The organism is Terriglobus sp. 2YAB30_2 (genome assembly GCF_052114765.1).
Classification (GTDB): domain Bacteria; phylum Acidobacteriota; class Terriglobia; order Terriglobales; family Acidobacteriaceae; genus Terriglobus.
This window is the reverse complement of sequence record NZ_JBFRFJ010000013.1, coordinates 1-26,423: the sequence shown is the minus strand read 5'-3', so window position 1 is coordinate 26,423 and position 26,423 is coordinate 1. Positions and strand designations below refer to the sequence as shown.

The window sequence follows — 26,423 nt, the reverse complement described above, 5'->3', positions numbered from 1 at the left end:
TTGTTTCCATCAGGGAGGCATAAAGCTTCCGTCAGTGCGAATGCGAAATGCTCAACCTTTACGCATTTCTTATGCATCTCTGGCTAATCTCTGAGATGAAGGGTCCATGTGAAGGCACTTCGATCGAGATCGGTGATATGGACCGCGGGTACCTGCGGTGCCGTCGGATTGTTCGGTTTCGTCTTTGGCGATCAGGTGGAGCTTGCTTTTGCCTGCGTCATCTATCTGCTGCTGACGATTATTGTGGCCTGGCAGGCAAGATTCCGCGCCGCGGTGGTCACGGCTATCTATGCAACATTATGTCTCGACTACTTCTTTACCGAGCCCAGGAGAACACTTCGATTTGTCTCGATTGCCGATTTCGCATCAGTGGCTACATTTGCTTCAGTAGCGCTGCTCGTGAGTCATCTCTCAAATCGCGTCCGGCTGCAGGCGGAAGATCTGGTGCTGCAGCGGGAGCAACAAAGAGCGCTGCATGAGCTTTCCGCGGCTGCGCTGCTTCTCGATTGGCGAGAGGCCTATGGCGAGCATTTGGCATGGTTGGTGGAGCGGACGCTCAAGACGGAAGGTGTATCGATCTGGACCGCGCGTGAAGAACGAACATGGGTGGCGGGAGACATTGATATTCCGGCAGATTCGCTGCGCGCGACATTCATGGCTGGAAAGGAATATGACCTTGCGCGGAATGGAGTTGCGATTCGCCTGCTCAAATCAGGAACTCGGAATATCGGTGTTCTCTGCATCAAGTCTGAACAAGTAGATGCCCTTACAGTCGACTCGGTAGCGTCGATCATCTCGTCTTCGCTGGAACGTGTACGGGCGCTAAGGAACGAGGTAACCGCTCAATCAGAACGCCTTTCGGAGCAACTTCGTACGTCTGTGCTCGATGGCCTGGCCCATGCATTCAAGACGCCCTTGACGACAATCTCTGTTGCCAGCGCGGGATTGGCTGAGGTAGCGGAGCTTCCTGAAGAGCAGCGCGGTGAACTGCTGGGTCTGATCCGCAAGGAAGCAGAGCGGCTCAACCTGATCACCGAGCAGGTTCTGCGAACTGCACGTCTGGAATGGGACAAAGTTCTGACGCTCACCTGCGTGAATCTTAGAGTCCTTCTGGAAGAGACGATCTCTGTCCTTGGAGAGCGGGCAGCTGGCAAGATCGGGATCGTTCAGCAAACGGAACGTATGACGATCGAGGCCGATCGGGCGGTTCTCAAAATTGCATTCGAACAGATTCTTGAAAATGCGCTGAAGTACGGAGATCCAGGAGTGCGTGTGACAGTGTTGGTCGCGGTCCAGGGAAGCACGGCGACGATCTCGATTCATAATCACGGTTCTTATATCTCGCCGAAAGAACAGCAACTCGTCTTCACAAAGTTTTATCGCAGTCCGACGGTCGTACATCGCGCCAACGGTACTGGGATCGGCCTCTCGGTAGCCCAACATGCCGTGACCGCACACGGAGGAACGATCACGATCAGGAGCGATAAAGGTGAAGGCACGACTTTTGTTATTACGTTGCCGATCACGGAAGAGGAAGGGGAATCATGAAGAGATCCATCATGATTGTGGAGGATGATGAGTCGTTACGGCTGAGTCTGTCGAAGACGCTTTCGGCGATGGGGCTGGAAGTTATCCAGACTTCGAGTGGCGAACAGGCCCTCGAGTATCTCAGCGATCATCCGCATGCGTGTGACGTCGTTCTTTTGGATCTGAATATGCCGGGGTTGGGCGGTGTGGCGACATGCCGCCGGATAAGAGAGTCATATCCCTTGCTTGGGATTATTGTTCTAACTGTTCGGGACCGGGAAGAAGACAAGATTATCGCTCTTGATGCGGGAGCGGATGACTACGTGACAAAGCCATTTCCCCTGGGAGAGTTATTTGCGCGCATCCGCGCCGCATTTCGCCGGGCAAAGCTGATTGAGACGGACCGCGAGGCTTCGATTGAGAGTGCTGAGATTCTGATTGATCCGATTCAGCATCGCGTCCTGAAACGCGGAGAACCTGTCCACCTTACGCCCAAGGAGTTCGATCTTCTCCACCTGTTGATGCGCCACCTAGGCCGCCCGCTTTCGCATCATGCCCTGCTTACGTCCGTCTGGGGGCCTGAGTATGGCAATGAGCGTGAGTATCTGCGGACGTATGTGAACCAGCTTCGTCGGAAGATCGAAGATGAGCCGGCCCGCCCCAGGTATATCTTGACGGAGAACTACATCGGCTACCGCTTTAACGATCTTACCGGGTGAGTCCTTATGCCTTCTTCATCGCTCTCTTGAGAGGCTGGTAGAAGGAGATTTGTATGTTCGTACGGTTCCCGGTTCTGGCTGTTATAGCGTGTGTTTTTCTTGCAGGGAGCGAAGGCAATACGCAACAGCTAGATAATCTTTCATCCCGGCAGGCTAAGCTCCTCACACAGACCGCACATACGAGCGCGGATTTTGAAAAGCTGGCGGACTACTTCCACGCTCGATCCCTCCATTTCCACAAGCATGCCGCCGACGAAGACGCGATTATGCGTCAGGAGGCGACGCATGCGTCCGGGGTAAAGTACCCATCCAGCTATGAGACGGCACATCGTTTGCGTGACTACTACCAGCGGCGCTCCGAAGACGCCGGCACGAAGGCGGTTGCATACGAGCGGAAGAGTCAATCTTCCAGCGTCGGCAGCGCGTCACGCTGAGCGAAGGCTGTACCAAAATGAGGTTATCTGCATACGTTTGCGTGCATCTCGGTTAGGATGGAGGCAATTCTTTCCTTATCCGGGGCTGGTGCATGGCGATCCGTCTTCAGGACATCGCAGACGATCTGAAATTGTCGAAGATGACGATCTCGAAGGTCCTTCGGGGCCAGACAGACGTCAGCGAAGAGACCAAGGCGCGTGTTCTGAAGCGCGTGCAGGAGCTCAACTACCGGCCTAATATCTCGGCACGCGGTCTGCGGACCGGCCAGACCTTTACCATTGGCTTGGCGCTGCCATCGTTGCAGGATCCCTCCGCGGCTCAGATAGTCGCCGGCGTGAACGAGGGGGTGCGTCCCCACGGCTATAGCGTCGTGATCACATCCGCCGACGGCGATGCGGAACGGGAAGAGCGTGAGGTCGAGCTGCATCTTTCCAGGCAGGTGGACGCATTGCTGCTCTGCCTGCGGGGTGATGCTTCCGATCTGCCCCAGGTGCTGGAATCAGCAACTGTTCCCGTTGTATTGATGGGGTATCCGCCCTCGCGCTTCAACGGGATCAGCGTTGCGATCCGGGAGACAGAGGTTGGGCAGATCGCCGTACAGCACCTGTTGGAGCACCGATGTCGGCGCATCGCCTATCTGCGCGGACCGCGCACTCCAATTGGGGATATGCGATTCACCGGCTTTCTGGAAGAGATGCGAAGTGCGGAGCTTGCCGTAAAGCAGGAGTGGATTCTGGAGCCCCAGCCGGGAGATACCGGCTATCGCAGCGGCTACGAAGCCATGCAGCGGCTCATGGCGGCAAAGACGATTCCTGATGGAGTGATGACCTACAGCGACCTGCAGGCGATGGGTGTAAGAGACGCGGCACTGGTAGCAGGCCTGGAGATTCCACGACAGTTACGCATTCTGGGCTGCGGCAATACGCTGCCTCTTTGCGAAACGGGACTTACTCTCTCAAGCATTGATCTTGCTTGCCGCGAGCTTGGAAAACGGGCGGCCAAGACTGCCCTGCGCGGCATTGGGGAAAAGGGAAATGCGACGGCACAGCGCTCAGTCTCTCTGTCTCCGCGAATAGTGCCAAGGAGCTCCACGGGTGAGTGGGCCGCGACGGAAAGGAAAAAGACGAAATGAGCAATATCGGCAGAAAGACGCGCACTGGCGCTGCCAAGAAGTTCGACCTGGTGATCTTTGGCGAGTTCTTTTCCGACATGATCTTCTACCAGTTGCGCAACCAGCCGCGTTTTGGCGAAGAGGTAAAGACCGATAGCTTCCTGATCGCTCCCGGCGGTGGCTTGGCCCGCGCAGCGATCGCTGCCAGCAGATTGGGGTCTGCCACCGGAATCGTAACTCGGGTTGGAACGGACGCCGCGAGTCTGCCCACATGGAATGCCCTGATGGCGGAAGGACTGGATGTCAGCGCCTGTGAGATCAACAAGGATTATGCGACGGCGTTGACGGTTTCGATGGCCTACCGTTCCAACCGGATGATGGTGACGCACGATCCGATCAATCAGCGGTTGGAGGACTTGCTTTCCAATCCAGCGGTACAACAGAAGCTGCATCGCGCGCGGCATGTACACTTCGCCTGCGCTCTACGTCGTCCGAAGCAGTGGATCCCGGTGTTGAAGCAGCTGCGGGAAGCCGGCATTACGGTATCCGCCGACTTCGGCTGGAATCCTGATCTGTCTCCTTCGCAGATCCACTCCATCGTGCGCCACTGCGAATTCATCTTTCCCAACGAGAACGAAGCGAAGGCCATCACCGGGGCCAGTGATGCTGTGCGGGCCTTGGAGAAGCTGCAGGAGTGGGTCCGCGTGCCTGTCGTTAAACTTGGCCGCCGCGGCGCCATGCTGATGGCCGATGGCAAGATCTATCGGGAACCGGCACTGCCCATCGCAGTAGTGGATGCAACCGGTGCCGGAGATGCATTCGATGGCGGTTTCCTGCATGCCTTTCTCCACGGATCGGACTGGGCCGATTGCCTGCGGGCGGGAAATATCTGCGGAAGCCTGTCGGCGGCCTATCCGGGCGGCTCACACGGTTTGCCCGATCCGAAGGAGTTTCGCCACTATATGGCTCAGGGAAGCGGCCGTTCAGCGCGGATAAGAGCGCAAAGCCGATAAAAAATCCATAAAATTTTGTTGACAGAGAAAGTTTGGCGGCTTTACGTTACCGATAACGATACCGATATCGGAACACCGGAAGCTTGGTTCCGTCACCCTTGCTGCAGGGGCCGCTTCCGGTTAATCCGCTCCTTAGGAGGCAGTCGATGAGCTCGTTTGTCACTGTGGTCCCCGCATTCTCCAACATCTTTCAACGGACGGTTCTGATTCGCCTCCTTCTTCCTCTGTGTCTTCTTCTCGGAGCCGTCCACGCACATGCGCAGCTCGACAATGGATCCATTACCGGCACGGCGCGCGACGTCAGCGGCGCCGTCATCGCCGGGGCTTCCGTAACCATCCGCAACGTAGCTACCGGCGTTACCACGACGCTGACAACCAATCAGGACGGCGTGTATCAGGCGCTTGCTCTGATTCCGGGAACGTATGAGGTGGAGGTGGCCTCTCCCGGCTTCGGCACCTCGAAGCAGACGGGCGTCGAAGTGCACGTCAAGACACGTGCGCAAGTTGATTTTGAGCTGAAGGCGGGCAGTCAGAACGATACGGTGGAGGTCAGCGCCGAGGTCCTGGGCCTGCAGACGCAGTCGGCTGATGTAGGCAACGTCGTCAGTACAACCCAGATCAACGATCTTCCTCTGAACGCCCGCCGTTATGCCGATCTGGCGCTGCTGGAACCAGGCATCTTCAAGAATCCGGCGGTGGCCAACAGTGCGCCAGACCGCTTCAGCTCCAACGGCAACCTGGAAACGCAAAACTACTTTGCTCTGGATGGCGTAGATAACAACTCCGGATCGACGAACCTGCAGGAGGGGTCTGTACAGAATGTGCAGCCTCCACCGGATGCGATCCAGGAGTTCCGCCTGCAGACACGTACCTACTCGGTGGAGTTCGGCACCTCCGCCGGAGCGGTGGTGAATGCTTCCACCAAGAGCGGTACGAATGCCTTCCATGGCAGTGCATGGGAGTACGCCCGCAACAGCGTCTTCGACGCCAATAGCTGGGCCAACAATCATGCGACGCCCAAGGTTGCGAAGGGCAACTTCAGCCAGAACCAGTTCGGTGGAACCTTCGGTGGCCCGATTCGCCACGATCGTCTGTTCTTCTTCGGAGACTACCAGGGGCTACGCAGCACCCAGCAGACGACCGTGTACTCGGTCGTGCCCTCGGCGGCGATGAAATCGGGTGATTTGAGTGAGGTTGCGGCCTACAATCCGACGGGGACACTTCCGGGACAAATAGGTTGCATCGTTCTCAAAGTGGTAAATCCTAACTGCATTGATCCTGTAGCACGCCGCGTTCTTGCATTACTCCCCGATCCGAATAACATCCAGAGCCTGAATAACAAATGGGACGGTTCGAGCAACTACAGGTTTAGCTATCAGCTTCCCCAGCAGGTGAACTCGTTCGACACGCGCATTGATCAGAAGATCAGCGAGCGTCACTCGATCTTTGGCCGCTACAGCTTTTTGGACCAGCACCGCCAGGATCCGCCGTGGACGTCAAACCCGACGGTCGGCAATGGCGGGTTCGCAACCGACTACAAGATCCGCAACCAGGGGCTTGCACTGGGATGGACAACCGTCTTCTCGTCCTCTGCTGTAAATCAGGCGCGTTTTGGATGGAGCCGCGACAGTGCGCATAGCGATCCCATTGGACTCACCTTGGGAGCATCGGCTGCAGGCGATGTCGGACTCTCTGGCGTTCCAGTTTCTTCCTACTCCGCCGGCCTGCCGCCCATGAGTATCTCCGGCGGTTTTCGAAGGATTGGCGTGGATCTGTACCGTCCACAGTTTCAGGCAGCGCAGGTGTATCAGTTCCTGGATACCTTTACTAAGTTGAAGGGGAATCACAGTCTGATGCTTGGCTATGAGTATCACCGCAACACGTCGACCTTCCTCGATCTGCAGGCTCCGCAGGGCTATATGGGTTTCTCTGGTCTGTTCACCAATAGCAATGGATTTGGTTTTGCGGACTTCCTGTTGGGCAATGTGAATCAGACCATCTACAACAGCGCACTGGTCGTCCATAACTTCCTGTATGGCAACTCCTTTTTCGGGCAGGACACCTGGCGTGCAACGCGGAACCTGACCATTACGTATGGAACCCGCTATGAGCTGTATTCGCCTATGCTGAACCGGACCAATCAGCTCTCGAACTTCAATACTGCTAATGGCGGATCACTGACGGTGGCGAGTAGTGGCGGATGGGCGCAACGAGCTCTCATCAATCCGGACAAGAACAACTTTGCTCCGCGCGTCGGCTTCAGCTATCAGGCGACGGATAAGATCGTTCTACGTGGTGGATACGGTGTCTTTTACCAGTACATTAACCGTATCGGGTCTGAGTCGCAGTTGGCTCAGAATCAACCCTTCCTGAAATTCGTGAACGACTCCCGCACCATCGCAGGCAGCACCCCTGTCTTCTTCCTGCAGAACGGCTTCCCGGGAGCGACGTATGCCAATGCGACAACACCGCTCTATATCCAGAAGTCAAACTGGCAGGACTCGAATCAGCGTACCAGCTACGTTCAACAGATGAGTTTTGGACCGCAGATTCAGTTGCCCAGCAACATGGTGCTTGAGACCATCTGGGTAGGGAACTTCGGACACAAGATGAACCGCCTGCGGAACGCCAACCAGGGGTTGATTACCGGCTATACGGGCTCAACGCCGAACGTGATCTTTCCCTATGCCAATCTGAACTCCGGCACTCTGCATGCCTTCCTCGAGCAGGCGACTAACGACGGCAACACCAACTATCACGGCCTGGTAGCCAGTCTGCGCCGGCCCATGAAGAATGGCCTCGCGTACCAGTTCAGCTATACGTGGGCGCATGCCTTCAGCGACTACGCGGATAATCTCACCGCAGGTTCCACCCCACAAAATGCCTATGACTATGCACACGAGTACTCGCAATCGCCCTTCGATCAGCGCCATCGCTTTGTGGCGAATGCGCAGTGGAGGCTGCCGATCGGCCGCAACGGCCTGGTACTGAATAATGGCTCGACGGCATCGAAGCTGGTCGGTGGCTGGCAGGTCAATGCCATCGTTACGATGGAGGCGGGAAATCCATTCAACGTGACAGCTACCGACCTGACGCAGACCGGTTCAAGCCATGCGATGTACGCTAACTGCCTCTCAGACGGCTTTGCCGGAGCGACGCGTGATCGCCTGGCGGTTACGACCCAGTCGGCGACGGGCCGTTATATCAATCCGGCGGCATTCTCTCAGCCGGCGACAGGCGCCTTTGGGAGCTGCCGGCCGCGTCCTTATGCTGCACCAGGACGTCACAATGAGGACCTTAGCCTCTTCAAACAGTTCGAGTTCACCGATGTCCGAAAGCTGGAGCTTCGTTTTGAGTTCTTCAACGCATTGAACCATCCCAACCTGGCGGCTCCGGCTTCCAGCATTGCAACCCCCGGCACGTTTGGAAAGATCAGCAGCGTAGTTAACAACGCACGCCAGGTACAGATGGCTGCCAAGTTCTACTTCTGATATCGAGTCAATATGAGCGGCCGGATCGCGGTCCGGCCGCAAGGAGATGAAAGATCTTTATGCTGTTTGTCAGAAAGTTCACTGTACTGGCGCTGACTCCCGTGTTGTTTGCGGGACCGATCCCGGCCGCACATGCCTTTCAGGCGCGCCCGCAGGCCGACGCAAGGCCGATCGCCGCGGATGAAGGGGCCGCCGCGCTGTGGCAGTCGTTGAAGCGCCTGCAGACACGCGCCAGTCTGATGATGATTGTGGCGCATCCGGATGACGAGGACGGAGCGACCCTGGCCTACCATAGCCGCGGTGTCGGTGCGCGCGTGGCGCTGCTGACGTTGGACCGCGGTGAAGGCGGAGCAAACGTGATGTCCTCCGATTACTGGGATGCCCTCGGTCTGGTCCGTACAGAGGAGCTGTTGCAGGCCGGCCGCTACTACGGTCTGGATGCCCAGTACTTCACCTCGATGACCGACTACGGCTTTTCGAAGTCTCTTGATGAAGCGTTGGGACAATGGGGACATGACAAGGTGCTGGAGCAGGCGGTGCGCGTCGTCCGCACCGTACGTCCACTCGTCGTGTGTTCTGTCTTTGTGGGAGGGCCTACGGACGGGCATGGACAACACGCAACCGCGGGTCTGATGGCACAGGAGGTCTTTAAAGCCGCAGGTGATCCAACAAAGTTCCCGGAGCAGATCAAGGAAGGTCTGCTGCCATGGTCCCCCATAAAGGCATACGCCCGCGCTCCCTTCTTCCGCGTTTCAGAGAAGGGAATGTACGACTATGCCAACCACACCTGGGGTCCGGTGGGAGTGACGAACCACATTACCGGGAAGTGGGAGGAAGGCAAGCCATCCGTAACGGTCAGCATTCCCGCCGGAAGCTTCGATCCGGTGATCGGAGAGACTTACTCCCAGGTATCTCGGGAGGGTCTTGGATATCAGCGCTCGCAGAATGGCGGACAGAGCGTGCCGTTGCCGGGCGGACAGATGAGCGACTACCACCGCTTCGGATCGTCACTCAACTCTCCTGCTAAGGAAGAGACCTTCTTCGACGGCATCGACGTCTCGCTGACTGGCATTGCCGATCTCGCAGGGCCGAAGCCCCCGTCATCTCTGAAGCCAGGATTAGAGGAGGTCGCATCGCAGATCGAACAGGCGATGAAGAGCTTCTCCGTACAGAAGCCTGCGGCGGTGGCCTCTTCGCTGGCGAAGGGCAAGCTTAAGGTTGAGTCTCTGATCGCCGAGACTGAGAAGAGCGATCTCTCCGCAGAGGCGAAGTACAACGTCCTGCATGAGCTGCGGGTGAAGCAGCATCAGTTCAATGATGCTCTGGTGGCCGCTCTGCAGTTGAAGCTGAATGCCGATGTCATTCCTGCAGGGCAGGAGGACGGCATGATGGCCGCAATGCGAGGCGCAGCCTCCACCTTCCAGATGGCAACACCCGGCCTTGCATTCCCCGTAAAGGTTCATCTCTACCAGCCCACGATCCCATCGTTGACGGTGAAGAGCGTGAAGCTGGTGGGCACATCCCGCAAAGACTGGAGCATCTCAAGTCCCGCCCCTCCCGCAGCGTTGACTTCTGAAAAAGCAGCAGACCTGACCTTCAAAGTTAAGGTCCCTGATGACGAGCCGTACACGCGGCCATACTTTACCCGTGCCGGGCTTCAGAATGCGGTGTATGAGGTCGCGTCCAGTGCGTCCAGGAATACACCGCTCGCTCCTTACCCATTACAAGCTGTGGCCCAGGTGGAATACGAAGGTGCAAACGTAGAGCTAGCAAGCGTGGTGCAGGTCGTCAGCAAAGTGAACGGCCCAGGTACGTTGCGATATCCCATGCCGGTTGGTCCCGCACTCTCGGTAGCGATGTCGCCATCGGCCGGAGTCGTGCCTCTCGGCAGTAAGTCGATCAACGTGAGCGTCCGCGTGCATAACAACGTGAAGCCCGCGGCCTCGCCATCCGTGAGTCTGTCGCTTCCAGAAGGATGGACGGCTACTCCGAAATCCATTCCGGTAAAGTTCTCGCAGGAAGGCGAGGAGCAGACCGTGGCCTTCACCGTGACTCCCAAGGTTGCTGAAGGAAAGGAATACACGGTCACTGCGGTCGCAGAACTTGATGGCAAGTCCTATTCGGAAGGCTATGTGACGATCGGTTACACCGGGCTGCGGCCATACTTCCTTTACTCGCAAGCGAAGTATGTCACCACGGGAACTGATGTGAAGATGGCTCCGGATGTCCCGGTTGCCTATGTCGAAGGTAGCGGCGACGATGTTCCGGCCGCGCTAGAGCAGATCGGTGTGCACGTCTCGTATCTCTCGGCGCAGGACCTGGCAAATGCCGAACTGCAGAAGTACAGCGCAATCGTGCTCGGTGTTCGAGCGTATGCCGTGCGCCCCGATCTCATCGCCAATAATGCGCGTCTGTTGCAGTACGTGGAGAAGGGAGGCACCGTTATCGTGCAATACAATACGCCTGAGTTCGACCACAACTTTGGACCCTATCCTTATGTGATGAGCAATGACCCGGAAGAGGTGACAGACGAGAAGTCAGTCGTGAAGATCCTCGATCCGAAGAATCCTGTCTTCAACTGGCCAAATAAGATCACGGAGAAGGACTTCGACGGCTGGATCGAAGAGCGCGGATCGAAGTTTCTGCAGGCGTGGGATCCGAAGTACACCGCACTGCTGGAGACACATGATGCCGGCCAGCCGGAGCAGAAGGGCGGCCTGGTGTATGCGCGCTATGGCAAGGGCGTCTACATCTACAACGCATATGCTTTTTATCGTCAACTCCCGCTGGGAGTTCCAGGGGCCTTTCGTTTGTTTGCCAATATGCTGAGCCTGCCGAAGAATCCGGAGATCAAGTAGTCGGGATTATCTCCATGGCGAACGCAGGACAACAACTCGGGCATCTGGATCGCGGAATCGGTCTGTGGGGGGCGCTGTCGGCCAATGTGCTGAACATGGTCGGCGTAGGCCCCTTTCTGACAATTCCCCTGGCGCTGGCAGCGATGGGCGGCCCGCAGGCGATGCTAGGCTGGATCCTGGGAGCCCTGCTGGCGCTATGCGATGGCATGGTATGGGCCGAGCTAGGCTCCAGGATTCCCAGCTCCGGCGGTTCCTATCACTACCTGCTGACGGCCTTCGGTCCAAAGACGCTCGGACGCTTGATGGCCTTTCTCTTCCTTTGGCAATCGCTGCTGGTGGGGCCTATCTCCATCGCCTCCGGCGCAGTAGGCTTCGCGGACTACGCCAGCGTCTTTCATCCCATGTCGGCTACCCAGTTGAAGCTGATCGCGATGGTCTTGTGCCTGGTCAACATGGCCGTGCTCTATCGCTCGATCCGCTCCATCGGAGTTCTTTCGGTTGTTGTTACCGTGATTGTGCTGGCGACCTGTTGTTGGATCATCCTGAGCGGCATTACACACTTCCATCCAGCTACCGCCTTCGACTTTCCTCCCCACGCTTTCCATCTCTCCCATACATTCTGGCTAGGACTCGGCTCTGCGACTCTGATCGCAACCTACGATTACGGCGGCTATAACAATGTCTGCCTGTTGGGCGGAGAGGTCAGAAATCCAACCAAAAATATTCCGCGCGTTGTGCTGCTCTCGATTGTGCTGGTTGCGGTCATGTACCTGGCGATGAATATCTCGATCCTGGGTACGTTGCCCTGGCGTGAGGCGCAGCATTCGAAGGTGATCGTCTCCGACTTTATGTGGGCGGTGTATGGAGCATGGGCCGCCAAGGCCGTTTCCATCCTGATCCTGATCGCAAGCTGGGGATCGGCCTTTGCCATTCTGCTTGGGTATTCGCGCATTCCCTATGCGGCCGCGACCAATGGAGAGTTTCCCGCGGTCTTCGCCAGGGTGCACCCGAAGGATCACTTTCCAACCGTCTCGCTGATCTACATGGGCATTGCTTCCATGGCGATGTGTTTCTTCTCGCTGGCTGATCTGATTGCAGGGTTGATCGTGATTCAGACTATGCTGCAGTTTCTTGGACAGTGCATCGCGGTCATGCTGCTGCGGCGGCAGTCACCACCTGCACCCGGCAGATTCCGCATGCCGCTCTATCCGTTGCCCGCCTTGGTCGCATTGGCGGGATGGCTCTACATCGTTGGCACCAGCCAACTAAAACACGTCATCGTAGGCGCGAGCCTGATCGTCGCCGGTGTGGTGGTCTTCTTATTTCAGGCAAACCGGGCGCAGGAGTGGCCATTTCAGCAGGCATGAAATACGACGTCACAGTCATCGGTGAGATTTATCTGGACCACGTCTTCAGCGGGTTTGTGGACTGGCCCGTTCCTGGGTCTGAGGTCTTTACCGACGAGTACACCTGGGAACTTGGTGGCGGGGCCATCACGACGGCCTGTGCGCTCTCACTGCTGGGAGCAAAGGTGCGTCTCGCAGGCGTTGTAGGAGAAGGAGACTATAAGGCCATCGCTGATCGCCTGGAAGAGTTTGGCGTCTCGGCTGACAACCTGATCGTTGAAAAAGGACGCAGCGGTGTAACCGTCAGTATCTCCACCGCCCATGACCGCACATTCTTTACCTATCGCGGTGTGAATGACCGTCTCGCAACGTATCTGGAGCAGCATCCTGAGGTGGCGGAGGAAGCTGCGCACGCCAGGCACGTCCATCTCGCGCTTCCGTTAGAGGTGGGAGCAGGCGCCAGAATCGTGAAGGCGCTGAAAGGCCATGGAGCTACCGTCTCCATCGACGTCGGACATCATGTGGAGTGGTTGCGGAACCAGGAGAACTGGACGTTGATGCGCATGATTGACTACGTCATGCCTAACGAGAAAGAGTCAATGATGCTTGCCGGCAGTCCTGAGGCATATCTGCGGCTCTGTCGTCAGCACGGTGTAGAGCATGCACTGGTGAAGCTTGGGCCTGCGGGTGCGATGATGCTGTCGAACGGCAAGGAGTACTGGGCTGCCCCTCCTTTGGTGGATCTGGTCGACACAACCGGCGCCGGCGATGCCTTCGATGCCGGCTTTATCCACGCGCTGCTGGAAGGCCTCTCGCCACAGCAGTGCCTGCAGCACGGCTGCGTCTGCGGAGCTCTTTCGACTCGCGCCGCCGGCGCTCTGCGCGCGCTTCCTACCCGTAATGAGGTAGAGGCCGCCCTTGAGGAGTTCTATGCCACGTAAGATTGCGTTTCTCGGCGGTGGCGGTGTCCGTACGCCGCTGGTTGTCTTCGGTATCAATGAGTCAGCCCAAACGCTCGATGCCGAAGAGCTGATGTTGTACGACGTCGACCAGCACCGCGCAGAAATGATCGCTCGGCTGGGGCGAGAGGTCGTGCGGCGCGAGTCCGGCACGCTGAAGATCTCGGTCGCAAAGTCTCCTGAAGAAGCTGTCGATGGTGCAAGTTTCGTGCTGAACAGCGTTCGTGTTGGAGGCATTGGGACGCGTGCTCATGATGAGCGTGCGGCGATGCAGTGTGGCTATCCCGGCCAGGAGACAACCGGTCCCGGTGGTGTGGCCATGGGACAGCGCACGATTCCGGTTGCGATCGAACAAGCAAAGCTGGTGGAACGGCTTGCGCCCTCCGCATGGATCATCAACTTCACCAATCCAGCCGGACTTATTACCCAGGCGATTGCACATCACAGCGGAGCAAAGGTAATCGGCATCTGTGATACTCCGACGGAATTGCTGCACCGCATCCAGACAGCATTGCAGGCTCCGGCGAAGGATGTCGTTTGTGAATATGTCGGTCTGAACCATCTGGGATGGGTGCGCCGTGTCACGCTACGCGGCGAAGACGTGACCTCGCGCATCCTGCAGGACGATGCAATCCTCTCGCAGCTTTACTCCGCGCCGCTCTTCGATCATGAGCTGATCCGGGCAATCGGCCTGATTCCGACCGAATATCTTTTCTTCTATTACTCCCGTCGCCGTGCGCTTGAGAATCAGCGCAAACAGGGCGCAACGCGTGGAGAGCAGATTGCAGCGATGAACGAGTCTCTGATGCAGCGGTTGATCGAGCTGCTGACGGCCGGTGAGGATGCCGCTGCACTGCAAGCCTATGTGGACTACCTGAATCTGCGTTCCGGTTCTTATATGAAGCTGGAAGGGGAAGGGAAGTCGGCATTCGACGATGCTGCGCCGCAGGAGGATCCCTTCCGTGCAGCGAGCGGCTACCATCGCATCGCGTTGCAGGTGATGAATGCGCTGAGCAGTGAGAGACCAGAGAGCGTGATCGTCAATCTCCGCAACGGCAATACGATTCCGGAGATTGCGCCGGGAGACATCATCGAAGCCGCGACACAGATTAGCCGGACCCAGCTTGCTCCCATTTCGGTGGGCCCGCTGCCAGAGGCGGTACGGGGCCTGGTGTTGGCGGTAAAAGCGTATGAGCGCGCAGCGATTGCGGCGGCTGTCAGTGGCTCGGAGCGAGATCTTCGCAAGGCGATGCTGCTCTATCCAAGCATCGGCGAATGGGAGCCTTCAGAGGAACTATTAAAAACAATGAGGTGGAGTAGTAAGGCTTAGCAATAGAGCATTTCTCCTGTAGGTGTAGTGTAGGGATTCGTTATCTATGGGCGTTTTCCATAATGAAAACGCCGCTGCACTCCACTTCCGGGCTACCCAGCAACAGGAGAAATGCTCTAGCCCATGCGCTGGGTGCCCCATGTCCCGCGGGGACATGGGCCTTCGAGCAAAGCTCGAACGGTTTTTTGGTGGGGCCTGGAATCGCAATGATGGAACCAGCAATAAAGCAGGGGCCTTCGCTCCGTCACCCCAGCGAACAAGTTCGCCGGGGACCCGGTCGCTCAGGATGACAGCAAAAAAGCAATCGCGCGGTCTATTTTGTTCCAGACACAGCGACTCCAACCAGCGAGTCCGCACAGCCATAGTAAAGAAACCAGCTGTTCTTGAAGTACACCAGCCCTTCTGCGAAGGTCGTTCCAGTGACGTATTGCCCCGTCTTCTCAAACGGCAATTCCGGCTTGAGGAAAGGCTCCGTGGTTCTCTCCAGCAGTTTTGAGGGTTCCATCGCAGAGAACAACGCTTGTCCAACTGAGTACGCGCCAGGATCAAGGCCAGGCGCTCCATCACTGGCTCCATTCTTTCCGTTATAGAGAACCACGATCCCTCGTTCCGTCAGCACTGGCGGAGGACCAACTTCAGGAAATGCGCTGTCGAAGAGTTTGGCCCGCTGTTTAAGCACCGTCACCGGAGTGCCGTCGGCATTCTCCACTGGGGTCCAGTGGACCAGATCAGGAGAGGTCGCCAGGTGTACCTCCACCTCACCCCAGTACATCCAGTATTTGCCATGGATCTTTGTAGCGATCAGGCGACCGTTGCTAAGCCGCGTAACGATCCCGCCAGACTTATAGCTGTGATAGGCGCCTGAATCTTTCCCCGGGAACATGGGGCCATGCTTGGTCCAATGGACAAGATCTTTTGAGGTCGCAATGCCGATGCCGGTGCTCTTGCGGTTCCACTGGGTATAGGTCAGCACGTAGACGCCGTCCTCGCCTTCGACTAACCGCGGGTCCTCCGTGCCTCCAGGCCACTCGCGATCTTTCTGAGCATCGTCTGCCGGATAGAAAACCGGTCCAGGCTCGCGGGTGAAGTGAACACCATCGTCACTGGAGGCCAACCCCAGGCGCGAGGTATGCATGCCGATCTTCATCTCGCCGGAGTCATCCTCCGCGCGATACAGCACGTAGACCTTGCCGTTGCGCACTACTGCTGCAGGGTTGAAGGCGCTGGTCGACTCCCAGTGAACGGTCTGCCGGCTGAGAGGATCGGTGAAAGAAGATGCCGGTCTGGGAGAGAGGATCGGAGCGGAGACTGGCCGCGTGAATGGCCCGATGGTCCAGTTCTGAGCAGAGTTCTTTTGCGCAAAACTTATGGCTGGCAGCAGAGCTGCCAGCCATAAGAGGCGACGTATCGTCGATGTCGTATACCGCAAAGCCATAGGGATCAACCCTGGAGCGTGTTTCATAAATCCGATTCGCTGGAATCAGGCACGTATGAAACCCGGCAACGAGCCGGATTTCAGGAATCCCGCGTTCGAAAGGCGGCATATCATGAAACACGTTCTACAAAGCTGCGAGCGAAATTACCAGTCCAGTTTCTCCGGCAGGAACTCCGCAAACAGGTCGTCGTAGTAGGGCTTCAGTTCCTTCATGTTGGGCTTGGTGTGGCCCTTCGAATAGAGGTCATACGGATTGAACTTCCGCACCCACTCCAGCATGGCCTCATCCTTCTTGTTCATCAGATGCGTGTAGGCGCCATGGCGGTGCCATGCATAGAACGAGTGGAAGCGCAGCATGTACAGCGCCTCGTCCGGAAGATACGGCTTCATCACCTCGGCGATGTAGCCGTCATGGCCGAAGGACATGTGCACGTTCTCGAGGCCGCAGTTCGGTTCATAGATACCGTACTTGGTCTGATACTTGGCCACCAGGCGATCCGGGTTGGCGGCGAAGTACTCGGGGAAGACGATCTGATCGGACCACGCGCAGCCTACCGGGAAGGTGTCGCCCACAACACCCCATTGCGGCTCGCCGTAGAGGCAGAGGCACTTGCCCAGGTCATGGATGAAGCCCACCAGAACCATCCAGCGAGGCTGGCCGTCGCGGCGCATGGCTTCAGAGGTCTGCAACAGGTGCTCAATCTGGGTGAGGTCAGTATCCGGGTCGCTGTCATCGACCAGCGTATTCAGGAACTCAGCCGCTTCCCATACGGTCTTCTTACCACGCGTCAGACCGAAGTAGTCCTTCTCCTTGCCCAGGACATAATCAACAGTCTGATACTGATGGTTCAGGCGATAGAACTCGGCCACGCCGGGCTGCGCCTCGGCGTCGTACTGACGGAACTCGGTCTCAGACTTTCCTGCCTTGTAACGGCCTTCCAGGAAGTCTTCCCACTGATCGAGATCGTGGAGGGGGGTAGCATTGGCGGGTGTGGCGGACATTGGGGCGGCTCCTTGGTATACGGATCGTACGCGATAGCCGATCCTCGCCAGAGGCCACCTGCGTAATCGATTACGTAAAACTATAGACACGCTCTGTCGGCGTTGACAATAGAGATTCAAGGAAAATTTACAATCCGTTCCGGTATCGGTTACGCCGGTTTCCAACTGCTCGCGCGGATACGGAGATGCGGCTGGATCAGGGTGCTGCGTGCGGGGGATTCCGGATCGTCCAGCAGGCGAATCACCTCTTCTCCCGCCGTCCGGCCGATCTGGTCCGTCGACTGGTCGACAGAGGTGAGCGGCACCCGTAAGTACTGGGCATAGCGGAAGTTACCGCAGCCAACGATAGCGACGTCCTCCGGTACACGGAGACCTGCCTCCAGAACCGCCTCAATGGCGCCGATGGCGGTGAGGTCGTTGTAGCAGAAGACGGCGTCTGGCCGGGGATTGAGCTTCAGTAGCTCCTGCATGGCCTTCTGGCCGGCGGTGATACCCGTCTCTTCGAAGCGCTCGTGCATCAGAACGTACTCTGGTGGCACCGTGGTGCGGTGCCGCTGCAGGGTTTCTGAGTAACCGCGCATACGCTCATGGCCGGTACTCAAGTGCGAAGCGCCGATGTGCGCAATGCACTTCCGTCCGGTCTCCAGAAGATGTTCGGTAGCAATCTCGCCAATCTTGAAATCGTCTGACCCGACATAATGGGCATCCAGGAGAGGGAAATTGCGGTCTACCAGGAGGATGGGCGTCTGCTTTTCGCCGACCTTGAAGATGTTCTGCAACTTGCGTTGGCAGGAGGAGATCAGCAGCATATCGACCCCGCGGGTGAGCAGGGCACGGATCTCGCGCTGTTCGATCTCTGGATCGTCCTCAGAGGAGGCCAGCAAAAGTGCCCGGTCATGTTCGCGAAGCACCGCACCCAGGCTCTTGGCGACCTCGCCGAAGTAGGGATGCAGCAGGTCCGGCACCACGAGGCCAACGTTAGCCGTGCGTCCGCTAATGAGGGCCCGGGCGATGAGGTTGGGCTTGTACTGCAGCTCCTCCATCCGCTTCAACACGCGCTGGCGGGTCTTCTCACCGACGTCTTTACGGTTGCGGAGCACCTTGGAAACCGTAACGGTCGAAACACCAAGGTCGCGAGCAATGTCCTTCAGGCGGACAGCCATCCAATCTCCTTTTTATTCAGTGTAAGTGTAGAAGAAAGATCCGCTCTGCGGATATCAGTTGCGTGTCGACGCCGGACGAGTCCGCTTGCGGATGAGCTGCACGAAGGTTTTCACCGCCGGGTTCGTGTTGGATTTCTTCCAGACGAGGTACAGGTCGGCATGAACCGGGGGCATTTTGACGCGGCGAAGCGCCACGCTGTCGAAATGCAGCGCCTCAGCTGTCTCCGGTACCAGGGCTACCCCCAGCCCGGCACTGACCAGCGCCAGCATGGAATGGATCTGGCTGACGTGCTGCACGTAGGTCGGCTGCAGATTATGGCGGCGGAAGATACTGTCGATCAGAGCATAGAAGTAGAAGCCGTCTTTGGGAGAGAAGGTAATGATGGGCTCTGAGCGCAGATCGTCCAGGGTAACCGTAGTTTTACGAGCAAGTGAATGCTCCGACGGCACAGCGAGGAGCAACTGCTCGCGGGCGATACACAGCCCATCCAGATCGGGCTGCTTTGGCTGCTGGCGGCCTAGGCCGAGGTCAATCTGGTTGGCCTGCAGGGCTTCAACCTGCTGTACGGTGACCATCTCTTCCAGCACGATCTCCAGATCTTTGAGCTCGCGGCTGGAATAGGCCAGTAGACGAGGAAGATGGCGATAGCTGGAGCCGGCAGTGAAGCCCATGCGCAGACGTCCGGCCTGTCCCTGCGAGTGACGCCGGGCAACAGAGACTGCATTTTCGGCGAGCGAAAGAAGCTGCCGCGCCTCTGCACGAAACGCATGTCCAGCCGGGGTGAGTTGCACACTGCGGTTGTTACGCTTGAAGAGCGGAAACTGCAGTGTGTGTTCCAGCATCTGGATCTGGCGGCTGAGCGGCGACTGCGTCATATGCAGCCGTTTCGCCGCGCGGCCAAAGTGGAGCTCGTCGGCCAGGACCAGAAAATAATGCAGTTGTTTGAGCTCGAACATTAAGTCCTTTTCTGCATGATTTGATGCTCACTATGATTCCACAAAGCATCGTTCGGCGGACTATAGTTTTACCTGCCGCGCGGCGCCCGATCGCCGCGGGCTGGAGAAGAAGAGACAGAATGCCCCAGATGCTTCCCGCAGACCTGGCAAAGACGATCGGCAGCGGCCTGCTGTCGTTTCCGGTAACGCACTTCACCGCTAAAAACACCTTTGATGAGAGCGCCTATCGCACTCATATCGGCTGGCTGATCGAGCACAATCCCGCCGGCCTGTTCGCCGCTGGTGGCACGGGCGAGTTCTTCTCGCTTACCCTTTCGGAGTTCTCCCATGTCGTACGCGCCGCGGTAGAAGAGACTGCCGGGCGTGTTCCCGTACTCGCGGGTTGCGGATACGGCACGGCCATGGCCATCGAGTTCGCGAAAGCCGCCGAGGCCGCCGGAGCCGACGGCCTGCTGCTATTGCCTCCGTATCTAGTCGGCGCGGAGCAGGCCGGCCTGATCGCGCATGCTGAAGCCGTATGTGGCGCCACGAAGCTTGGCGTGATCCTCTACAACCGCGATAACTTCGTCATCAACGAAGACAGCCTCGAAGCTCTTTGTGCTCGTTGCCCGAACCTGATCGGTTTCAAGGATGGCTATGGCGATATCGAGCTGATGACCCGCATCTTTACCCGTATGGGAGAGCGGCTGACCTACGTGGGCGGCCTGCCGACGGCGGAAACCTTTGCGCTGCCGTACCTGGAGATGGGCGTCACCACGTACTCCTCGGCGATCTTCAACTTCCTGCCTAACTTCGCGAATGAGTTCTATGCCGCGGTCCGTCGTCGCGACCACGAAACCATCTACAAGGGCTTGAAAGAATTTGTGCTGCCCTACAGCACCATTCGCAATCGCCGCAAGGGTTATGCGGTTTCGATTGTGAAGGCCGGCCTGAAAGTTGTGGGTCGTCCCGCGGGTTCAGTGCGCACGCCGTTGCTGGATCTCACGCCGCAGGAGCTGGAAGAGCTGAAGGCATTGATCGGCAACCGTTCGTAGAAAGCAAAAGGTTGATGCAGGATGGCAGGGAAAGAACAGTCGCATATCCGCTTTCTCATCGTGTTGATGCTCTTCACCGCAAGCTGCTGCAGCTACGGTGACCGTGTTGTTCTCTCCATCGTGGGAGTCGACATCTCGCATCAGCTTGGTCTCAATCCACTGAAGCTCGGATATCTCTTCTCCGGCTTCAGCTGGGCCTATGTCGTTGCCCAGTTGCCGGCGGGCGGTTTGCTGGATCGTTATGGGTCCAAGCGCATCTACGGCCTGAGCATCGTCGCCTGGTCGATCCTGGCGCTGATCGCAGGCTTCATCGGCTTTCTTCCGGCCGCGATGGGATTTGGGCTTCTGTTCGCTGTACGGCTACTCTCTGGCCTGGCGCAGTCGCCCGTCTTTCCGGGTAACGGACGCATCGTGGCGGCATGGTTTCCAACGGCGGAACGCGGCCGTGCTTCCGCGATCTTCAATTCATCACAGTATTTCGCCCTGGTGATCTTTGGGCCGGTGATGGGATGGCTGGTGCAGCGCTACGGCTGGAAGGCCTGCTTCTGGCTCGGAGGCGTTGTCAGCCTGCTGCTCAGCGTCGTCTGGTTCCGTGTCATTCATAGCGTGAAGTCGCATCCTCATATCTCCGATGCAGAGATCAGCTACATCGAGGAGGGGGGCGGTCTCGCAAACATGGATCAGAACCTCAGGAAGGGTGCGAACCCGAACCAGTTGACCTGGTCGGCTGTGCGCATGCTTCTGAGCAACCGGATGCTGGTCGGCATCTATATCGGTCAGTACTGCATTACGACGCTGACCTGGTTCTTCCTGACCTGGTTCCCGGTGTATCTCAACCAGGCTCGGCACATCGCGATTGCGAAGGCCGGGTTGCTGGCTGCGGTGCCCGCGCTGTGCGGATCCATCGGCGGAGTCTTCGGTGGTATTGTCTCCGACCATCTGCTGAAGAGCGGTAACTCGCTAACGGTGGCGCGCAAGGTACCGATCGTCGCAGGTATGGCTCTCTCGATGACCATGATCGGTTGCAACTATGTTTCAGGCCAGGTGGCAGTCATCCTGCTGATGTCGCTGGCCTTCTTCGGCAAAGGCTTCGGCGCTCTCGGCTGGACGGTGATCTCGGATGTTTCACCGCGGAACTTGATCGGTATCAACGGCGGTCTCTTCAATCTGATTGGGAACATCGCCGGCATTACCACGCCGATCATTATCGGCTGGATCGTGCAGCGGACAGGATCATTCAATCTGGCTCTGGTCTTTGTCGGTGTTACGGCATTGGCCGCTATCGTTGCCTACCTTCCGTTGGTGGGCAGAATTCATCGTGTGGAGTTTGGTAGTAAGGAGCAGGCAAAGGAGCAGGCAGCATAATGTCGAGTCCGAAGATTGCATCCATGCGCGCTATCCCGGTCGCAGGACAGGACAGCATGCTGTTGAACCTGAGCGGAGCGCACGCGCCGTACTTTACCCGGAACCTGTTGATCCTTACAGACAGCGACGGCAAGACCGGAGTGGGTGAAGTCCCGGGTGGGGAGAAGATCAGGTCTGTTCTGGAGCAGGCCGCGCCGCTGGTGATCGGACGCTCCATCGCCCACTACCAGAGCGTACTGCAGCAGGTGCAGTCGGCGTTTGCCGAACTGGATAAAGGAGGCCGCGGCCTGCAGACCTTCGACCTCCGCACCACCGTACACGCGGTGACCGCGATTGAAGCCGCCATGCTCGACCTGCTGGGTCAGTTTGTCGGCTTGCCGGTAGCGGCGCTGCTCGGCGAAGGGCAACAGCGTGAGAAAGTCGAGGCCCTGGGCTACCTGTTCTTTATCGGTGACCGCAAGCGCAGCGATGCCGGGTACCGCAGCGAAGAGAACGCGGACGATGCATGGTTCCGTCTGCGCAACGAAGAAGCACTGACGCCGGAGTCGATCGTGCGGTTGGCCGAGGCGGCTCATGCACGTTATGGGTTCAATGACTTCAAGCTGAAGGGTGGCGTGCTTGCGGGTGCGGCGGAGATGGAAGCCATTGAAGCCTTGGCCGCGCGTTTCCCAAAGGCTCGCATCACGCTCGACCCAAATGGCGCATGGTCACTGGACGAAGCGGTGCGGCTCTGCACCGGCAAGCACGGCGTGTTGGCGTATGCGGAAGATCCCTGTGGCGCGGAGAAGGGCTTCTCCGGCCGCGAGATCATGGCGGAGTTTCGTACCGCCACCGGCTTGCCCACAGCCACCAATATGATCGCCACGGATTGGCGCCAGCTTCGGCATGCGGCGCAGCTCAAGTCCGTGGATATCCCGCTGGCCGACCCGCACTTCTGGACAATGCAGGGATCGGTGCGGGTGGCGCAGTTCTGCCGCGACTGGGACCTGACCTGGGGTTCGCACTCGAACAACCACTTTGATGTCTCGCTGGCGATGTTCACCCATGTAGCTGCGGCAGCTCCTGGACGCGTGACCGCAATCGACACGCATTGGATCTGGCAAGATGGCCAGCGGCTGACGCAGGATCCCTTCCGGATTGTGAATGGAGAAATAAAAGTGCCATCGACACCAGGCCTGGGCGTCGTGCTGGACTGGGGGCAGGTGGAAGCCGCGCACGAGGTTTATAAGAGCCTGGGACTGGGTGGACGCGACGACGCCCTGGGGATGCAATGCCTGATGCCGGGCTGGACCTTCGACCCGAAACTCCCCTGCATGCTGCCTCGCGTGGCACCATAAAGGAGACGGGAGAACTGAATGCAGATTACAGGCGAGATTCTGATCGGCGGAAAAGCGGTTGCAGGCAAGGGTGAGTCTTTCACGGGCTGGAACCCATCAACGGGCCAGGCTCTGGAGCCGACTTTTTACGGAGCGACTACGGAACAGGTGGACCAGGCCTGCGCATTAGCGGCAGAAGCCTTCGATGCATTCCGCGGCACCACGCTGGAAGAGCGCGCGAAGTTTCTCGAGGCCGTAGCGCAGGCGATTCTCGATCTGGGCGATGAACTGATCGAGCGCACCATGGCTGAGAGCGGCCTGCCGCGTCCCCGGATTGAAGGCGAACGCGGCCGGACGGTCGGGCAGTTGCGTCTGTTCGCGCAGGTGGTGCGGCAGGGGCTATGGCTTTCTCCGGTTCTGGATTCAGCGCTGCCGGACCGTACGCCGCTTCCGCGGCCCGACCTGCGGCTGCGCAAGATTCCGATCGGCCCGGTCGTGGTCTTTGGCGCGAGCAACTTCCCGCTGGCATTTTCGGTAGCCGGTGGCGATACAGCATCGGCCTTTGCGGCCGGTTGCCCGGTGGTTGCCAAGGCGCATCCATCGCACCCTGGCACGTCGGAGCTGGTAGGCCGGGCGATTCAAAAGGCAGTTGCCGCCAGCAATCTGCCTGCCGGTGTCTTCGCGATGGTTGGAGGACGCGACAACGGCGTCGGCGGAGCCCTTGCATCGCATCCTGCAATCGCTGCCATTGCCTTTACGGGTAGCCGCGCTGGCGGCCTGGCGCTGGCCGGAATCGCCGCGAAGCGGCCGGTGCCAGTGCCGGTGTATGCCGAGATGAGCAGTGTTAACCCGATGTTTCTGCTGCCGGGCGCGCTCCAGGGTGATGTAGCTGCTCTCGCTCAGGGCTTTGCCGACTCCGCCACCCTGGGTACGGGACAGTTCTGTACCCAGCCTGGCCTGGTTCTGGGCTTGACCGGCCCGGAGTTCGACAGCTTTGCTCAGGTTGCCGCCGAGAAGATGTGCGCCAAAACGGCGACGACGATGTTGAACAAGGGAATCCACGATGCCTATGAAAAAGGCGTGAAAACTGTCGAAGCACATGCCTCTGTACAGACAGTAGCTCGCGGCCAGGCAGGCAGCTCGGCCTGGGGCGGTGTGCCTGCGCTCTTCCAGACCAAGGCAAGTGAGATTCTGAAGGACCGCCATCTCTCGGAAGAGGTCTTCGGTCCGTCGTCCATTCTGATCGCGTGCGAGAACAAGGAAGAAATGCTGGCGATTGCCGCATCGCTCGAAGGCCAGCTCACGGCGACACTGCATATGACCGCAGCGGATACCGAGCTGGCGCGGGAGCTTGTTCCCGTTCTTGAGAAGAAGGCCGGCCGCATCCTGGTGAACGGATTCCCGACCGGTGTTGAGGTCTCCTACGCCATGGTGCATGGTGGACCCTTCCCGGCGACCAGCAACGATCACTATACGTCGGTAGGCGCCACGGCGATCGATCGTTTCCTTCGCCCTGTCTGCTACCAGAACTTTCCGGCGGCGCTTCTGCCGGCGGAGCTGGACGATGCCAACTCGCTCGGCCTGTGGCGGCTGCGCGATGGCAAGGTGGAACAGAAATGAGAGCGGAAAACGAACCACGGTATATCCAGCTTCATCCTCAGGACAACGTCGCCATCATCGTGAATCCTGGGGGGCTGCCTGCTGGAACGCAGTTTCCCTCGGGGCTTGTCCTGCAGGAAGCCGTTCCCGAGGCGCATAAGGTTGCCCTCGTGGCGCTTCAGCCTGGCGATGCTGTGATTCGCTACGGTTCGGTGATCGGTTATGCTGCGCGTGCGATTCTGCAGGGTGGATGGGTGGCCGAGGATGCATTGACCTCGCCACCTCCTCCGGCACTCGATGCCTTGCCGTTAGCGACCGAGACGCCCGCGGCACTCGCGCCGCTTGAGGGCTACACCTTCCAGGGCTACCGGAATCCCGACGGTACAGTGGGTACGCGCAACATCCTGGGCATCAGCACGACGGTGCAGTGCGTCGCAGGCACGGTAGATTATGCAGTTCGCCGCATCAAGCAGGAGCTTCTGCCGAAGTATCCGAACGTCGACGATGTCATTGCAATCACGCACAACTACGGCTGCGGTGTGGCTATCAACGCGCCCGGCGCCGAAATTCCTATCCGCACGTTGCGGAACCTGAGCCTGAACCCCAATCTCGGCGGAGCGCCGATGGTGGTCAGTCTCGGCTGCGAGAAGATGCAGCCCTCGCAGATGCTGCCTGTCAGCACGCTGCCCGTCCTGAGCGAAGAACCCTACGTGGTTCGTCTGCAGGACGAAGAGCATTACGGCTTTGAAGAGATGGTCTCGGCCCTGATGGAGATGGCCGAAAAGCGTCTGGAGCGTCTGAATCAGCGTAAGCGCGTTACCTGTCCGGCCTCTGATCTTGTTGTCGGTCTTCAGTGTGGCGGAAGCGATGCCTTCTCCGGCGTTACTGCGAATCCTGCCGTGGGCTTCGCCGCGGACCTTCTGGTCCGTGCCGGTGCGACGGTGATGTTCTCTGAAGTGACTGAGGTGCGCGATGCCGTCCATCTGCTGACGGCGCGTGCCGTCAACGAGCAGGTGGCTCGGGATCTGGTGCGCGAGATGGCCTGGTACGACGAGTATCTGGCACACGCTAACGTCGACCGCAGCGCAAACCCTTCGCCCGGCAACAAGAAGGGCGGTCTGGCTAACATCGTAGAGAAGGCTCTGGGTTCTGTCGCGAAGGCTGGTACAAGTCCGCTTACCGCTGTTACAGGTCCTGGAGAGCGTGTCACGGCGAAAGGGCTTGTCTTCGCCGCCACACCCGCGAGCGATTTCATCTGTGGCACATTGCAGCTTGCCGCCGCGATGAACATGCATGTCTTTACCACCGGCCGCGGAACACCGTATGGTCTGGCGATGGCGCCCGTCATCAAGGTAGCCACACGCAGCTCGCTCGCAAAGCGGTGGTTCGACCTCATCGATGTGGACGCCGGAAAGATCGCTACCGGTGAAGCAACCATTGAGGATATCGGTTGGGAGATCTTTCGTCTTATCCTTAAGGTCGCGAGCGGTGAGCAGCAGACATGGGCAGACCGTTGGGGTCTGCACAACGAATACGCCCTCTTCAATCCGGGGCCCGTCACCTAAGCAGCGCCGCCACGCAGATCGCGAGGAACGATGCAGCAGCACACGACTGAGCTTCCGACGACGAACCGTCACCTTATCCGTTGGGTAGAGAAGATGGCGGATCTATGCCAGCCGTCGGCGATTCACTGGGTAGACGGCTCGCAGGAAGAGTACGACCGGTTATGCGATCAACTGGTTTCGGCCGGAACCTTTCAGCGT

Annotated in this window: 20 protein-coding genes; 16 read left to right on the top strand and 4 right to left on the bottom strand. The window is 58.4% G+C overall.

Going from position 1 to position 26,423, the window contains the following annotated elements; translation table 11 throughout:
- The first annotated feature begins 108 nt into the window (after nucleotides 1-108).
- From AB4Y89_RS18055 to AB4Y89_RS18010, 10 genes are all read left to right on the top strand, one after another.
- Nucleotides 109-1,548 (top strand): sensor histidine kinase, encoded by a 1,440-nt coding sequence (locus AB4Y89_RS18055; protein ID WP_442302333.1) that lies wholly within the window; start codon nucleotides 109-111, stop codon nucleotides 1,546-1,548.
- Entirely contained in the window at nucleotides 1,545-2,246 is a 702-nt protein-coding gene (locus AB4Y89_RS18050) for a response regulator transcription factor (RefSeq protein ID WP_442302332.1), read from the top strand. Before AB4Y89_RS18055 ends, AB4Y89_RS18050 begins: the two co-directional genes overlap by 4 nt.
- A gap of 53 nt (nucleotides 2,247-2,299) precedes the next feature.
- Nucleotides 2,300-2,680 (top strand): hypothetical protein, encoded by a 381-nt coding sequence (locus AB4Y89_RS18045; protein ID WP_442302331.1) that lies wholly within the window; start codon nucleotides 2,300-2,302, stop codon nucleotides 2,678-2,680.
- 92 nt (nucleotides 2,681-2,772) lie between these two features.
- A complete protein-coding gene (locus tag AB4Y89_RS18040; protein ID WP_442302330.1) occupies nucleotides 2,773-3,813 on the top strand; it encodes a LacI family DNA-binding transcriptional regulator in 1,041 nt (346 codons plus the stop codon).
- Nucleotides 3,810-4,805, top strand: coding sequence for a carbohydrate kinase family protein (locus tag AB4Y89_RS18035; RefSeq protein ID WP_442302329.1), 996 nt, complete (start codon nucleotides 3,810-3,812; stop codon nucleotides 4,803-4,805). Before AB4Y89_RS18040 ends, AB4Y89_RS18035 begins: the two co-directional genes overlap by 4 nt.
- Nucleotides 4,806-4,951: 146 nt before the next feature.
- Complete coding sequence (locus AB4Y89_RS18030; RefSeq protein WP_442302328.1) at nucleotides 4,952-8,296, top strand: carboxypeptidase regulatory-like domain-containing protein; 3,345 nt, start codon at nucleotides 4,952-4,954, stop codon at nucleotides 8,294-8,296.
- A gap of 59 nt (nucleotides 8,297-8,355) precedes the next feature.
- Nucleotides 8,356-11,154, top strand: a complete 2,799-nt coding sequence (locus tag AB4Y89_RS18025) for a PIG-L family deacetylase (protein WP_442302327.1) — start codon at nucleotides 8,356-8,358, stop codon at nucleotides 11,152-11,154.
- A gap of 14 nt (nucleotides 11,155-11,168) precedes the next feature.
- Nucleotides 11,169-12,521: an APC family permease gene (locus AB4Y89_RS18020; protein ID WP_442302326.1), complete on the top strand. Its 1,353-nt coding sequence runs from the start codon at nucleotides 11,169-11,171 to the stop codon at nucleotides 12,519-12,521.
- Nucleotides 12,518-13,441, top strand: a complete 924-nt coding sequence (locus AB4Y89_RS18015; RefSeq protein ID WP_442302325.1) for a carbohydrate kinase family protein — start codon at nucleotides 12,518-12,520, stop codon at nucleotides 13,439-13,441. The genes AB4Y89_RS18020 and AB4Y89_RS18015 overlap by 4 nt, the downstream gene beginning before the upstream one ends.
- Nucleotides 13,431-14,789, top strand: a complete 1,359-nt coding sequence (locus AB4Y89_RS18010) for a family 4 glycosyl hydrolase (protein ID WP_442302324.1) — start codon at nucleotides 13,431-13,433, stop codon at nucleotides 14,787-14,789. The genes AB4Y89_RS18015 and AB4Y89_RS18010 overlap by 11 nt, the downstream gene beginning before the upstream one ends.
- A 313-nt stretch (nucleotides 14,790-15,102) precedes the next feature.
- Here AB4Y89_RS18010 and AB4Y89_RS18005 read toward each other — a convergent pair whose 3' ends face one another.
- The 4 genes from AB4Y89_RS18005 to AB4Y89_RS17990 form a co-directional block, all read right to left on the bottom strand.
- Complete coding sequence (locus tag AB4Y89_RS18005) at nucleotides 15,103-16,251, bottom strand: glycoside hydrolase family 130 protein (protein ID WP_442302323.1); 1,149 nt, start codon at nucleotides 16,249-16,251, stop codon at nucleotides 15,103-15,105.
- Nucleotides 16,252-16,368: 117 nt separating this feature from the next.
- Complete coding sequence (locus AB4Y89_RS18000) at nucleotides 16,369-17,226, bottom strand: inositol oxygenase family protein (RefSeq protein ID WP_442302322.1); 858 nt, start codon at nucleotides 17,224-17,226, stop codon at nucleotides 16,369-16,371.
- A gap of 149 nt (nucleotides 17,227-17,375) precedes the next feature.
- Nucleotides 17,376-18,389, bottom strand: a complete 1,014-nt coding sequence (locus AB4Y89_RS17995; RefSeq protein ID WP_442302321.1) for a LacI family DNA-binding transcriptional regulator — start codon at nucleotides 18,387-18,389, stop codon at nucleotides 17,376-17,378.
- Between the two features lie 54 nt (nucleotides 18,390-18,443).
- Entirely contained in the window at nucleotides 18,444-19,346 is a 903-nt protein-coding gene (locus AB4Y89_RS17990; RefSeq protein WP_442302320.1) for a LysR family transcriptional regulator, read from the bottom strand.
- Nucleotides 19,347-19,465: 119 nt separating this feature from the next.
- On the opposite strand from AB4Y89_RS17990, the gene kdgD reads away from it, so the two are divergent.
- The 6 genes from kdgD to AB4Y89_RS17960 all read left to right on the top strand — a co-directional run.
- Nucleotides 19,466-20,380, top strand: coding sequence for a 5-dehydro-4-deoxyglucarate dehydratase (gene kdgD, locus AB4Y89_RS17985; protein ID WP_442302319.1), 915 nt, complete (start codon nucleotides 19,466-19,468; stop codon nucleotides 20,378-20,380).
- A gap of 21 nt (nucleotides 20,381-20,401) precedes the next feature.
- The gene (locus tag AB4Y89_RS17980) at nucleotides 20,402-21,745 is read left to right on the top strand and encodes an MFS transporter (protein ID WP_442302318.1); all 1,344 of its coding nucleotides are present in this window, start codon (nucleotides 20,402-20,404) and stop codon (nucleotides 21,743-21,745) included.
- Nucleotides 21,745-23,082 (top strand): enolase C-terminal domain-like protein, encoded by a 1,338-nt coding sequence (locus tag AB4Y89_RS17975; RefSeq protein WP_442302317.1) that lies wholly within the window; start codon nucleotides 21,745-21,747, stop codon nucleotides 23,080-23,082. Before AB4Y89_RS17980 ends, AB4Y89_RS17975 begins: the two co-directional genes overlap by 1 nt.
- 18 nt (nucleotides 23,083-23,100) lie before the next feature.
- On the top strand, nucleotides 23,101-24,681 hold the full coding sequence (locus AB4Y89_RS17970) for an aldehyde dehydrogenase (NADP(+)) (RefSeq protein ID WP_442302316.1): 1,581 nt from the start codon (nucleotides 23,101-23,103) through the stop codon (nucleotides 24,679-24,681).
- Entirely contained in the window at nucleotides 24,678-26,225 is a 1,548-nt protein-coding gene (gene garD, locus AB4Y89_RS17965) for a galactarate dehydratase (RefSeq protein WP_442302315.1), read from the top strand. Before AB4Y89_RS17970 ends, garD begins: the two co-directional genes overlap by 4 nt.
- Before the next feature lie 30 nt (nucleotides 26,226-26,255).
- Nucleotides 26,256-26,423: hypothetical protein (locus AB4Y89_RS17960; protein WP_442302421.1), on the top strand; the 168-nt coding region annotated here is incomplete at its 3' end.